Raw genomic sequence first — 13159 nt, forward strand, 5'->3', positions numbered from 1 at the left:
CTCTGGAAAGAGCCCTGCGATTTGCCAGTGCCTGCGTCGACGGTCTCGCATCTCTCCTTGAGCCTTCGAACACCGATGCCAGTGACCTCGCTCGCTTGATAGAAGGCGAAGCAAAAAACCTCTCAGCAATCAGAATCGTGGTGCTCACCGACGGTATCGTTGGCAACATCACGCCTCCAGCGGAGTGGCGCGAAAAACCCGTGGAGTTCGAGGCCTATGACATTGTCCGCCTCTTCCGTGTACTAGGCGAAGGCGAAACCCGCACAGATATCGCCGTTGACTTGATAGCCTTGTCAGGAAAAGGATTGCCCTGCCTGCATGTGCCTGCACAGAATGACGATTACGATGCCTATCTTGCGGTCCTTCCCGGTGAAGTCCTGTCTCAGGTATATGAGCGCTACGGCGTCCGCCTCCTTGAGCTGAACGTTCGTGCGTTTTTGGGACTTCAGGGGCGCAAGAGCGTTAACGCTGAGCTTAGACGTACGATCGCCGATCAGCCGTCCATGTTCCTCGCATTCAATAATGGCATCGTCGCCACTGTCGATGATCTGGATGTCGCCCCCAATGCCACGGGCGGCATCGAAATACGCTCTCTCAAGGGCCTTCAGATCGTGAACGGTGGTCAGACTACCGCCTCACTGCACCGAGCCCGGCGTAAGGACTCTATTAGCCTTGAGCATGTAGCCGTCCCGGTAAAGATCATCAAAGTGGGTGGCGCCGACCTGAGTGAAATGGTCTCCTGCATCTCACGCGCAGCCAACCGGCAGAATACGGTCCAGCTCGCAGACTTCTCCGCAAACGACCCCTTCCATCAGCAGATTGAAACACTGGCCAACACGACTTGGCTCGATGACGGTAAAGGGCGCTGGTTCTATGAACGCGCCCGCGGCTCCTATCTGGCGGCTGAACAGAAGGCAGCCTATCGCATATCAGACACGAAAATATTCCGTCAGCAAACCCCAAAGCAGCGCCGCCTCAGCAAGCTTGACGTTGCCCGCTACCTCAGCGCCTGGTCCAGCCTCCCCGACAAGGTTTGCCTCGGTGGCCAGAAGAACTTCCAGATCTTCATGCAGCGACTCAAGGACGAGCCGACCCGCACGCCAGACCAGAATTGGTTCAAACGCCTGATAGCGATCGCGATCCTTTATCGCTCCGCAGAAAAGAAGATAAAGAGCATGAGGTTCCCTGCATATAGTGCTCAGATCATCGCCTATGTCATCGCTGGCATCTCACATCGCACAGGAGGGCGTATCGATTTCGATCTTCTTTGGTCGAAACAAGTAGTCAGTCCCGAACTCGAACAACTTATCGCCGGCTGGGCCATAAAACTCGACGAAGTTATGCGCAAATCAGCTGGTCAGCGAAACCCTAGCGAATGGTTCAAGAAAGCAGATTGCTGGAAAGACATCCAGGATAAGCTTCCTGAGTTTTCCGATCCCCTGCCATCCGAGCTCTCTTACTCAGCCGGAGAAGCAACGGACGGTATCAAGCCAATGATCCCCACCGGCACTCATACCGCCGCAGACTATGAGCGCATCACTCGCTGTATGGAAATACCGGCAACTATCTGGCTTGAAGTAGCCGAGCGTGGAGAGCAAACAAACACCATCCATTGGAAAGTAGCAGGTATATGCCGCACCATGGCGACCTACGCCGCAGGCGGTTGGCAGCGAAAGCCGACTGCCAGACAGGCAAAACCGGCCCTCGAAGCGGTCATTGCTGTCGAAAGGGCTGGGCTGGTTAATGCAGGGCTGCTGGCACAGCAGGTCGATGTTAATTAGGTCTGAGCCTGCGCCTCGGAAGAACGCTGAGGCAATCATTGCGTTCGGTACTCCGTGTAGTGGTTGCCCGCCAGGTGCATTGCCACTGGGTCGCCCAGATCGTCGGCCACCAGCACATAAAGGTATGAACGATGAAGGCACCCAAGGACCTGATCCGCATTCACTTCGACGATTCGGGCAACTTTGAAGAATCTGCCTCCGGTCGGTTCTTCCTGGACCCAGGCAACGGATCCTCGGTCGACCTTTCCGCAGTGCGGATCCTCGGCTGCCACGTCGACACGGACCGCCAACTGTACACCGGCGTGCTTCGTCCCGAGGTCCTTGCCCTGTTCGAGGCCTCGGAGCTGGTCGACTTAGCTGGACGACAATGGCATCCAGGACGGGGAGGGCTGTCTCGTCCTAAATAAGGTTTACACCTGTTTCAGGACTAGACAGCTGCTGCGCTTATCCTACTTCTTATTACCCTTCGACTTCGGCGGGCGCTTTTTGTCCGTTTCCTTCACCGTTTCCCTAGGCCTCTTCCTTGCCTCAGCTTCTGTCACGTATTCCCCTGTAACCGCATCACGGTACCTGCTTGGCATAAACGCTCCTTATCAGCCCGTCGCCACCTTGGCGACTCTTTCGAGGCTAGCTCAGGCGCTTGGGTGAACAAGCTTCAGTATGTGAGCACTCGTGTAAGCGAACGGTGAACCCACCTACCGTTCTCCCAAATTAAGGGCGATGGTGTCCGCCTATTTTTAAGCGGACGCGATAGCCCTTAAATGCGCCAACGAAGCTCTTACCCCAAGTCGTTCAAAGCCCAGGTTGTCCAGGAATGCCTGCAACCCGGCGCCTCCATCTCCAGCGTGGCCATCAGTCACGGCATCAATGCCAACGTGATCCGTAAGTGGCTGCCACTTTTTCGAGACCAGCCACCCGCAACCCTGCCGGCGTTTGTTCCGCTAAAGGTCGCCCCGAAAAGGCAGGCCGAGTCATCGGTGATCATCGAGCTGCCATTTGGCGAGCAAACCATCACGGTGAAATGGCCAGCTTCCGATCCCGAAGGATGTGTCCGTTTTGTCCGTGGACTTGCTTCGTGATCCGCATCGACGCAATTTGGCTGGCCACCGAACCGATGGATATGCGCTCCGGCACCGAGAAAGCCCTCGCGCGCGTCGTGTCTGTGTTCGGTGCGGCGCAGCCGCACTGCGCTTACCTCTTTGCCAATCGCCGAGGCAACCGCATGAAAGTGTTGGTGCACGACGGCTTGGGCGTTTGGCTGGCGGCACGCCGTCTACATCAAGGAAAGTTCTCCTGGCCGAGTAATCGGCATGGTGACCAAATGGAGCTAAATACTGAGCAGCTCCATGCACTGGTGGTCGGTCTTCCCTGGCAATGGCTTGGGTCTGACGGAGCCATCCGTAACCATTAAGAGACATGGATGACATACATCGATCAGCAGATCGGGCAGAGTCATCGCCATGATTCCTACTACCCCTCTCGATCAGCTCGACACCGAACAACTGCGCAGCCTCGCTGCGCAGTTGCTCAACCGCGTTGAGCATCTAGATATGCAGCTGGCGAGCCTCGACAAAGAGGTGCTTCATCAGAAGACCCGCAACCAGCAACTCATTCACGAAATAGCCCAGCTCAAACGCCACCGCTTCGCCAAACGCTCCGAGTCGTTCAGCCCTAATCAGGCCAGCTTGCTCGACGACCTGATTGAGACCGACCTGGCCGCCATCGAAGCAGAGCTTGAAATCCTGGCACCAAAACCAGCGCAATCAGTAGCCCGCCAGCAACCCAAACGCACTGCGTTGCCTGCCGAGTTTCCTCGCACACTAATTCATCACGAGCCTGAAAACACTCAATGCCAATGCGGCTGCGCCCTCAAGCGCATCGGCGAAGACGTCAGCGAAAAGCTCGACTACACGCCAGGCGTGTTCAGCGTTGAACGGCATATTCGTGGCAAATGGGTCTGTGATAACTGCGAAACCTTGATTCAAGAGCCGGTGCCGGCGCAAGTTATCGACAAAGGCATCCCGACTGCCGGGCTGCTGGCTCAGGTGATGATCGCGAAATACGCCGATCATTTGCCGCTGTACCGCCAGGAGCAAATCTTCGGGCGAGCCGGTCTCGCAATTCCTCGATCAACACTGGCCAGCTGGGTCGGCGCTTGCGGCGTGCAATTACAGCCACTGGTCGATGCCCTGCGCGAGGTCGTGCTTGAGCACAACGTGGTGCATGTCGATGAAACGCCAGTGCAGATGCTCGCACCGGGTGAAAAGAAGACTCATCGTGCTTATGTTTGGGGCTATGCCACGACCGCGTTCGCTGAAATCAGCGCGGTGGTGTACGACTTCAGTCCTGGTCGTTCGGGCGAATATGCCCGCAACTTTCTCGGCGACTGGAAAGGCAAGTTGGTCTGTGATGATTACAGTGGTTACAAAGCCAGTTTTGCACTTGGCGTCACTGAAATCGGCTGCATGACCCACGCCCGCCGTAAGTTCTACGACCTGCACGTCACCAATAAAAGCGTGCTTGCCGAGCAAGCGTTGCGGTACATCGCGGCCCTATATGAAATTGAACGCGAAGTTCGCGATTTGGAACCGGATGTCCGGCGACGAATACGTCAGGAAAAAGCAGCGCCCCTGATGTACGCGTTTCATACCTGGATGATCGCCCAGCGTGAGCTTGTGCATGAAGGTTTGGGGATTACCAAAGCCTTGGATTACAGCCTAAAACGCTGGGCTGCGCTGAGCCGTTATCTGAACGACGGCACGGTGCCCATAGACAACAACCATATCGAGCAGCAAATTCGACCTTGGGCTCTTGGAAGAAAAAACCGGTTGTTCGCTGGGTCACTACGCAGTGGCCAACGCGCTGCTGCGCTAATGAGTTTGATCCAGTCGGCCAAGCTCAACGGGCATGATGCGTATGCTTATCTGAAGGACGTTCTTACTCGCCTGCCGACGCAGCGGGCGAGTGAAATTGGGGAGTTGTTGCCGCATCGTTGGCAACCGGCTTAGCTGCGCAAGACGGGATGCCCGGACGCTTACTCAGCGACTGCTGGGTTTGATCAAGCATTCATGGTTGGAGAGCGGAGGCGTTTATGGCTATCGCAAAATCCATGACGATCTGCGCGGGGTTGGTGAAGTTTGCGGGCGCCATCGTGTGGCAAGGCTGATGGGTCTTGAAGGGCTGCGCTCTCAGACAGGGTATCGACGACGCCCTGGAAAGTACGGCGGTAAGCCAGCGGTCGCCTCACCCAATTTGCTGAAGCGCCAGTTTGATGTCGTGGAACCCAACAAGGTTTGGGTAACCGACATCACCTATATTCGTACGTATGAAGGCTGGTTGTATTTGGCGGTGGTGCTGGATCTGTTTTCTCGTCAGGTCGTTGGCTGGTCAATGAAGTCGCAGATGACCAGTGATTTGGCCATTGATGCTTTATTGATGGCGGTTTGGAGGCGTAAACCGAAACAAGAGGTAATGATTCATAGTGACCAAGGCAGCCAGTACAGCAGCTCCGATTGGCGTAGCTTTTTGAAGGCGAACAATTTGGTTGCCAGCATGAGTCGCCGAGGCAACTGCCATGACAACGCGGTGGCCGAGAGCTTTTTCCAGCTTCTGAAACGGGAACGGATCAAGCGAAAAATCTACACCACGCGGGAAGATGCTCGTAGTGATGTGTTCGATTACATCGAGATGTTCTACAACGTAAAACGCCGCCATGGTTTCAACAACCAGCTGTCACCGGTAGAGTTTGAAAAGCGTTACGCAATGAGCTTGCAAGGTGTCTAGATAATCCGGGGCGATTCAAACCTGAAAACACCCAGTGCCAATGCGGCTGCGCCCTCAAGCGCATCGGCGAAGACGTCAGCGAAAAGCTCGACTACACGCCAGGCGTGTTCAGTGTTGAACGGCATATTCGTGGCAAATGGGTCTGTGACAACTGCGAAACCTTGATTCAAAAGCCGGTGCCGGCGCAAGCCTTTTTGACAAAGGCATCCCGACTGCCGGGCTGCTGGCTCAGGTGATGATCGCGAAATACGCTGATCATTTGCCGCTGTATCGCCAGGAGCAAGTCTTCGGGCGAGCCGGTCTCGCAATTCCTCGATCAACACTGGCCAGCTGGGTCGGCGCTTGCGGCGTGCAATTACAGCCACTGGTCGATGCCCTGCGCGAGGTCGTGCTTGAGCACAACGTAGTGCATGTCGATGAAACGCCGGTGCAGATGCTCGCGCCGGGCGAGAAGAATACTCATCGCGCTTATGTTTGGGGCTATGCCACGACGGCGTTCGCTGAGATCAGTGCGGTGGTGTATGACTTCAGCCCTGGTCGCTCGGGCGAATATGCCCGCACCTTTCTGGGCGACTGGAAAGGCAAGTTGGTCTGTGACGATTACAGCGGTTACAAAGCCAGTTTTGCACTTGGCGTCACTGAAATCGGCTGCATGACCCACGCCCGCCGTAAGTTCTACGACTTGCACATCACCAATAAAAGCGTGCTGGCCGAACAAGCGTTGCGGTACATCGCGGCCCTATATGAAATTGATCGCGAGGTTCGCGATTTGGAACCGGATGTCCGGCGACGAATACGTCAGGAAAAAGCAGCGCCCCTGATGGACGCGTTTCATGCCTGGATGATCGCCCAGCGCGAGCGTGTGCATGAAGGTTTGGGGATTACCAAGGCGCTGGATTACAGCCTAAAACGATGGGCTGCGTTGAGCCGTTATCTCAACGACGGCACGGTGCCGATAGACAACAACCATATCGAACAGCAAATTCGACCTTGGGCTCTTGGAAGAAAAAACTGGCTGTTCGCCGTTTCACTACGCAGTGGCCAACGCGCTGCCGCGCTAATGAGTTTGATCCAGTCAGCCAAGCTCAACGGCCACGATACGTATGCTTATCTAAAAGACGTGCTTACTCGCCTGCCGACGCAGCGGGCGAGTAAGATTGGGGAGTTATTCCCGCATCGATGGCGACCGGCTTAGTTGCGCAAGACGGGATGCCTGACCGCTTACGCACTCGTTACCGAACCGAAAAAAAGCCTGCTGAACACAATGCTCAGCAGGCTTTTGAGTGAAACCTTTTCCGATCAGGCAGCCTGAGCCACCAGGCTATTACTCACCTTACGCCCCAACACCAACACCGTCACAAACCCAGCACCCACCAACGCCGTGGCCAGGCTCAGCAGCACCGCGCTGCCCATCTGGTCGACGATACGCCCGCCGAAGAACGAACCCAGGGCAATGATCACTTGGAACAAGGCGACGAACAGCGGCATGCCGCGTTCCACGTCCTTGGGGGCTACCACAAACATCCAGATACTGGCGCAGGCTGGGAACGCGCCGAAGGCGAAGCCCCAGAGTGCGATCAGCATCGAGGCGCCGGTCAGGCCGGTGGCGAAGTGGGGGAACAGCGCGGTGCTGGTGCCGATCATCAGCGCTACCAGCAACAGGGTGTGACGCACGCTGCGGTTGGCGGCGAAGCCGGCGAACACGTTGCCCAGCACGCCCGCTGCGCCGTAGAGCAGCAGCAGCGAGCCAATGGTCGGGCCGTCGAAGCCGGAGCTGTTTTTGAAGAACGGCGCCACATAGGTGTAGGCGGCAAAGTGCGCCAGGCCAATCAGCAAGACGGCGATCAAGCCGACCCGTGCTTGGGGGTTGATAAACAACGCCGGCAGGTCACTGACGCGAATGGCCTTTTCCGGTTTGAGCTGGGGCAGCAGCAGGACCTGCGCCAGTAGCACCGGCACGCCCACCAGTGCGGTGGCAAGAAAAGTCATGCGCCAGCCCATCAGCCCACTGAGCCAGGTGCCGACGGGCACGCCCAATACGGTGGCCAGGGTCACACCCATCATGATGATCGAAGTAGCCTTTGCCACCCCGACGCCCTTGGGGGCCAGGCGGCCGCTGAGGGCAATAGCTGTCGCCCAGAACCCGCCGATACTGATGCCCAGCAGCACCCGGCCGAACAGCAGCAGGCTGAAGTCACTGGCATAGGCCACGACCGAGTTGGCGATGATCATGATCAGTGTCAGGCCAATCAGCAGATAGCGCCGGTCCATGGCGCCAATGAACACCGACAGCAAAGGCGCGGCGAGGGCGGCCATGATGCCGGGCAGTGTCACCATCAGGCCCGCGTGGCCGGCACTGATGCCCAAGTCGCTGGCGACGTCATTGAGGACGCCCACTGGCAGGAACTCACTGGTCACCAGGGCGAAGGCGCCCACGGCAACCGAGAGAATGGCCAGCCACTGCTGTTTGACGCTTTGTTGATTATGCTCGGGGCGGCCGTGCGGGGCCTGTGTGGCACTTGGCATGGTGTGGGTTCCAAGATGAATGTCGCCTGTAGCCAGACGAGGGGAAGGAATTGGGGGGCGATTATATAAACCGGTCTTGATGAGTAAGCAGGCGCTCGTTTCGATAGTAATCATCAGTGCAATCGATTGGATGCCAGTTTCGTATGATATCTTTATGCCATCACACGTCGTGATGGTCACGGAGGATGGTATGAGGAAGCTGTCGTTGCTGGGTTTGCTGGTGGTATTGGCCGTTAGTCCGCTGTATGCGATGGGGTGTCCGAAGGGCACGCATCCGGTGGGTGGGACGGGGTCGCATCATAAGGGTGGGACGTGCCAGTAGGTCGCTTGTGGGATTGCCCTGCGAGATTCAAGAGACAAAAAAGCCTGCCGAGCCCAATACTCTGCAGGCCTTTACGTACGGTGGTAGTTGATCAGCCTGCATCTTCCGTTAAGCATGTTTTACCGGCTTTATAAGGCTTTCAGCGGGAATTCCGAACATTTCGTGCAGCTTCCAGATCATCGGCAATGTCAGTGCTCGTTTTCCATTCAACACTTCATAAACCCGATTCTGAAGACCAATCGCAGGCACTAGATCAGCTGCCGATAGCCCGGATTGTTCCATCCTGAAACGAATGGCATCGATCGGACTAGGGAGGTCTACGGGGAAGTGCTTCGCTTCATAGGCATTGATCAGGGTGATCATCACATCAAAGTAATCACCTTCGGGCGTGCCGGGTTCGGGCTCATTGTCGAATAGCGGGGAAAGTGGATAGGTCGGATTTTCATGGGTTACTCCGTTTCAACGGTATCAGCGTCAATAGCGCCGGGTCGCTCATGCGGACCGACGAGCTTGGTATAGGACTATCAAAGAAACTTCCCACATAACGCATTCCCCCTATAGCTGTGCATGATCGGCCCCAGGAACATGAAGGGCCCGCATGCATATAAATACGAGGGAGGGGGGCGTGACTTGCAAACGGGAAGTTCAAGGGGGAGTGGCAACCCCACCCAGAGCGTCATGCCGCACCATTGGCGTTCAGCTTTTTTCTCAGAAGATTCCTGATGATCTGCGATGCGCTCGTCTTTTTGATCAGGAAGTGAAACCTGCACCCCGACACAGCCGACAAGGCACAACATCAATACGGCAGCGATTACAGTTTTTTCCATTTAAAACCTGCTCAAGGGAAATACTTTGACGTTCCCAGTATTGTCGTTCGCTGCAGATGTGCTCGTGAACACTAAAAATAACTTATTGATATTTATGACTTCTTGTTTCCCGGGGGGCTCATCCCTAAAGTCCTTACCCGTGCGGCCGAAATGCTCTCATACGATGTCGTATCCCCAATAAGAGAGCACCCCCGAAAATGTCCCTTCGCAGCTTGTCCATCGCCCGCCGTGCGGGTCTGGGTTTTGCCCTGATTGCTTTGCTGGTGGCCCTGCTGGGGTTTTTTGCGCTCTCCAATATGGCAAGCATCCGTGCCAGTGCGGTGCAGGTTGAAAGCGGGTTGGTGCCCAAGATGCGGATGGTCTCGGATATCCGCGAAATCATGCTGCGTATTCGTACGATCTCGCTGCGCATGGCGCTGGACCCGAACCCCACTGCCATCCCGCAATATCGCAGCCAGATGGACACTCGTAGCCAGGATCTGACCAAACGACTGGCCGATCTGAACGCGGTGATCGACACCCCCGACGTGCGCACGCTTTACGACCAGTTCCAGGTCTCGCTGCGCCAGTACCAGCAAGGGCTGGCCCAGTCGTTTGTGCTGGCCGACAAGCAGCAGAGCGCCGAGCTGAACAAGCTCTTGTTGGTGGACATGAAAACCGTGGTCGATGGCTCGGGTGCCCAGCTCAATGCCCTGGCCGACTACTACAACGCCCAGATCAACCAGCAGGGCCAGGCAGCCGAGGCGCAGTACAGCCGTTCGCGCACCATGGTGTTTGGTTTCGTGATTCTGGCAGGCCTGAGTACCGTGGCCCTGGCCTTGTTGCTCACCCGCAGCATCGTCGGGCCGTTGGGGCAGGCCATGCGCGCGGCGGAGAACGTTGCCAAAGGCGATCTGACCCAGAACGTCGAAGTGACCGGCAACGATGAAGTCACCCGTCTGCTGGTGGCGCTGCAGTCGATGCAAGGCAATTTGCGCAGCACCCTGCAATTGATCCGTCAGTCGGCCGCGCAAATGGCGGCGTCTGCTACCGACCTCAACAGCATCACCGATCAGAGCAGCCGCAGCCTGCAAAAACAGACCGCTGAAATCGAACAGGCGGCGACGGCGGTCAACGAGATGACCTCAGCAGCCGATGAAGTGGCCCGCAATGCGGTGTCGACGTCCGAGTTCACCCGCCTGTCCAATGAGACCGCGCGTGAAGGGCAGCATCGCGTGGGTGAAACGGTCAGCGCGATCCAGGCGTTAAGCAGCAATATCGGCGAGACGTCAGGCCTGGTACAAAACCTGGCGGAGCAGTCGCGGGATATCGGCAAGGTGTTGGATGTGATTCGCTCCATCGCTGAGCAAACCAACTTGCTGGCACTCAACGCCGCCATCGAGGCAGCGCGCGCGGGTGAGTCCGGCCGGGGGTTTGCGGTGGTGGCCGATGAGGTGCGAGCGCTGGCCCACCGCACCCAGCAGTCGACCCTGGAGATCGATCAGATGGTCACCGCCATGCGCACCGGTTCCAACGAGGCGTTGGTGTCGATGCAATCGAGCACCCAGCGTGCCACCGACACCCTGACCCTCGCCGAAGAGGCAGGGGGCGCCTTGAGCCAGATCACTGAGTCCATCGACCAGATCCACCAGCGCAACCTGGTGATCGCCAGCGCCGCCGAGGAGCAAGCTCAGGTCGCCAAGGAAGTGGACCGCAATATCGTCAATATCCGTGACTTGTCTGCGCAGTCGTCTTCGGGCGCTGGGCAGATCAATGGTTCAAGCCATGAACTGGCGCGGTTGGCGGTTGCGCTTAACGAAGCGGTGGCGCGGTTCCAGCTGTAATTATTCGGGCGTCAGTTCCAGCACTCGATCCCGCCCGCCCTCAGCCAACAGATAGGTTCCCCGCCCCGTCGGCACAATCGATTGGGGCGCTTTCAAGAATGAAAGAATCGTCTGTTGGCGCCCCTGTTTATCAATCAACAACAACCGCGCCCGATGCGTGGCGTCTTCGTTGATCCACAGGCCACGTTCGTCGCACATCAGGAATGTCGGCTGATTCAGGTGGCTCAGTACCACCGGGTCGCTGCCGTCATCGGTCAGCTCGCGTACCACACCTTTTTGCTTTTCGGTGTAAAGCATGCGGCCATCGGTGCAGCGCACGATGGATTCGCCTTCCTGGAGTTGGTCGCGCACTACGGTGAGCGACTGGTCGCTCCAGCGATAACGCAGCAATCGCCCCGCCGGCTTGCGGTCTTCGATGGCGTAGAGGTAGTCGCCGTCATCCCACAGCCCTTGCACGCTTTCGCCTTTGAATAGTTCGGTGACCACACCGTCCTTGAGGAAACTCACCGGCAAGTCGGCGGATTCCTGGCTGAACACCCAGCCGCCACGGGTAGCAAACAGGCCGTCGGGTTTGGACAGGTTGGCCACCACCACTTCACGCCTGCCGTCGGCATGGATGCGCACAATGCTGCCCTTGGCATCGTCGAGTTCCTGGCTGACCATCAGCGAGCCGTCGGGCAGTGGCATCAGCGAAGCCGCTTTGGGCACATCCTGGTGCACCACGTGGACGCGCCAGCCGCTGGCAGCACTGACGGGGTAGAAGCTTTGCCAGGCAAAGAAGCCCAGGGTGGCGACGCACAGCAGGCCAAGGGTGTACGCACAGACGCGCAGCGCCGGGTGGGTTTTGCGAGGTAGGGTCATTGATCAGTGCCAGCAGTCAGTCGCAGGGAGGGTCGCAGGGGCGACCACCCTACCAAGGCTGACGCTGAACTTCACCCATGGATGGCTAGGCGCAGTACGAAAGTCATGCGGTATACGCCCCAGCGCTCCGGCCAATAAATCCTTTTGCGTCCTTTGGATGCAATTAACCCGAACTGTTTGAAAATAATCACCAAAAAAACAATGGATTGTGGTTGTGGGTATCATCTTTCAGGTTGTTTTTAATAAAGATAGCAAGTGGCTATTGTTTGTTTCGTTTAGTGTTTGATCCAATGAACGAGGGTGAACGGCGACATTGGCCATCCACTTTCGTAACCGCCGGAAAATGGAGAATTCCCGAGATGAACGCACATACCCCATTGGCGGCCCTCGCGGGTAACTATGGTCATGGCGACGTCGTGGCCGCGCATCGGCATGAAGAGGGTCAACTGGTCTATGCCATTAACGGTGTGATGCTGGTGTCGGTGGTCGGGACCACGTGGGTGGTGCCTTCGGCGCACGCGCTTTGGGTTCCTGCGGGGGTGGAGCACCAGATCCGCATGACCGGCGAGGTGCGCATGCGCACCTTGTTGATCTCACCGGGCGTGCACCGGGCGTTGACGGAAGAATGCCACGTTCTCAAGGTTTCGCCATTGTTGCGCGAGTTGATCATCGCAGCGGCCGATGAGCCTGACACTGCAGCGGCCTTGTTGCGTCATGCACAGATTGTCGATCTGATCTTCTCGGAGCTCGACAGGGCGCAGAGGGTGCTGGCGCATGTGCCGATCCCTGATGAGCCAAGGCTCAAGTCGCTGTGTGCCGACTTTATCGACAACCCTTCCCAGGAGTCGAAACTGGAGAGCTGGGCGGTGCAACTCAATATGAGTTCGCGCACCCTGGCGCGGCTGTTCCAGAAAGAGTTGGGCATGACGTACGGCGAGTGGCGCAAGCGCACCCGGCTACTGCTCAGCCTGCAACGGCTGGCCAGCGGTGTCTCGATCCTGGAAGTGGCGTTGGAGCATGGTTACCAAAGCCCCAGCGCGTTCACTGCAATGTTCAAGCGCACAATGGGCTACACGCCGAGCAACGTCCGCCTGGTCTGATACTCCCCGGCGAGTGCGCCCCCCCAATCGAACATGACCCCGCCTCCCAGCAGAGCCACGTAGTTTGAGCTGCGATAAGGCGGCCTACAGGCACATTGTCCAAATCGAAACGACGGTTGTCTGGAACGCGGGAGAT

10 protein-coding genes and 4 pseudogenes are annotated in these 13159 nt (G+C 57.3%); 10 read left to right on the forward strand and 4 right to left on the reverse strand.

Annotation, left to right across the window (positions count from 1 at the left end; translation table 11 throughout):
* The 7 genes and pseudogenes from DYL59_RS05890 to tnpC (DYL59_RS05925) form a co-directional block, all read left to right on the forward strand.
* Nucleotides 1–1781 (forward strand): AIPR family protein (locus DYL59_RS05890; protein WP_135288345.1); only part of this gene is annotated, 1781 nt, incomplete at its 5' end.
* 131 nt (nucleotides 1782–1912) lie between these two features.
* Nucleotides 1913–2188, forward strand: a complete 276-nt coding sequence (locus DYL59_RS05895) for a hypothetical protein (protein ID WP_193557535.1) — start codon at nucleotides 1913–1915, stop codon at nucleotides 2186–2188.
* Between the two features lie 354 nt (nucleotides 2189–2542).
* Nucleotides 2543–2860: an IS66-like element accessory protein TnpA gene (gene tnpA, locus DYL59_RS05905; RefSeq protein WP_135288347.1), complete on the forward strand. Its 318-nt coding sequence runs from the start codon at nucleotides 2543–2545 to the stop codon at nucleotides 2858–2860.
* A complete protein-coding gene (tnpB, locus tag DYL59_RS05910; protein WP_135288348.1) occupies nucleotides 2857–3192 on the forward strand; it encodes an IS66 family insertion sequence element accessory protein TnpB in 336 nt (111 codons plus the stop codon). Before tnpA ends, tnpB begins: the two co-directional genes overlap by 4 nt.
* A 49-nt stretch (nucleotides 3193–3241) precedes the next feature.
* The gene (tnpC, locus tag DYL59_RS05915) at nucleotides 3242–4789 is read left to right on the forward strand and encodes an IS66 family transposase (protein WP_135288349.1); all 1548 of its coding nucleotides are present in this window, start codon (nucleotides 3242–3244) and stop codon (nucleotides 4787–4789) included.
* Nucleotides 4740–5564, forward strand: a pseudogene (locus DYL59_RS05920) (IS3 family transposase); the annotation flags it as partial. The gene tnpC (DYL59_RS05915) and the pseudogene DYL59_RS05920, both read left to right, overlap by 50 nt.
* A 17-nt stretch (nucleotides 5565–5581) precedes the next feature.
* Nucleotides 5582–6759 (forward strand): annotated as a pseudogene (gene tnpC, locus DYL59_RS05925) (IS66 family transposase); the annotation flags it as partial.
* A gap of 104 nt (nucleotides 6760–6863) precedes the next feature.
* On the opposite strand, the gene DYL59_RS05930 reads toward tnpC (DYL59_RS05925), so the two are convergent.
* The 3 genes and pseudogenes from DYL59_RS05930 to DYL59_RS05945 all read right to left on the reverse strand — a co-directional run bounded on the left by DYL59_RS05930 (nucleotide 6864) and on the right by DYL59_RS05945 (nucleotide 9239).
* Nucleotides 6864–8090, reverse strand: coding sequence for an MFS transporter (locus DYL59_RS05930; RefSeq protein WP_135288350.1), 1227 nt, complete (start codon nucleotides 8088–8090; stop codon nucleotides 6864–6866).
* Nucleotides 8091–8520: 430 nt separating this feature from the next.
* A pseudogene (locus DYL59_RS05940) lies at nucleotides 8521–8838 on the reverse strand (helix-turn-helix domain-containing protein); the annotation flags it as partial.
* 98 nt (nucleotides 8839–8936) lie between these two features.
* Entirely contained in the window at nucleotides 8937–9239 is a 303-nt protein-coding gene (locus DYL59_RS05945; RefSeq protein ID WP_135288352.1) for a hypothetical protein, read from the reverse strand.
* 197 nt (nucleotides 9240–9436) lie between these two features.
* On the opposite strand from DYL59_RS05945, the pseudogene DYL59_RS31990 reads away from it, so the two are divergent.
* Together DYL59_RS31990 and DYL59_RS31995 are read left to right on the forward strand one after the other, a co-directional pair.
* Nucleotides 9437–10204: pseudogene (locus DYL59_RS31990) on the forward strand (MCP four helix bundle domain-containing protein); the annotation flags it as partial.
* 48 nt (nucleotides 10205–10252) lie between these two features.
* Entirely contained in the window at nucleotides 10253–11062 is an 810-nt protein-coding gene (locus DYL59_RS31995; protein WP_420359271.1) for a methyl-accepting chemotaxis protein, read from the forward strand.
* Here the strand turns inward: DYL59_RS31995 and DYL59_RS05955 are convergent, their stop codons facing one another.
* Nucleotides 11063–11923: an SMP-30/gluconolactonase/LRE family protein gene (locus DYL59_RS05955; RefSeq protein ID WP_193557536.1), complete on the reverse strand. Its 861-nt coding sequence runs from the start codon at nucleotides 11921–11923 to the stop codon at nucleotides 11063–11065.
* Nucleotides 11924–12282: 359 nt separating this feature from the next.
* Between DYL59_RS05955 and DYL59_RS05960 the strand changes: the two genes are divergently transcribed.
* Nucleotides 12283–13023, forward strand: a complete 741-nt coding sequence (locus tag DYL59_RS05960) for an AraC family transcriptional regulator (RefSeq protein WP_135288354.1) — start codon at nucleotides 12283–12285, stop codon at nucleotides 13021–13023.
* Nucleotides 13024–13159: the final 136 nt, after the last annotated feature.

Source organism: Pseudomonas kairouanensis, from assembly GCF_004682055.1.
In the GTDB taxonomy this organism is placed as follows: Bacteria; Pseudomonadota; Gammaproteobacteria; order Pseudomonadales; family Pseudomonadaceae; genus Aquipseudomonas; species Aquipseudomonas kairouanensis.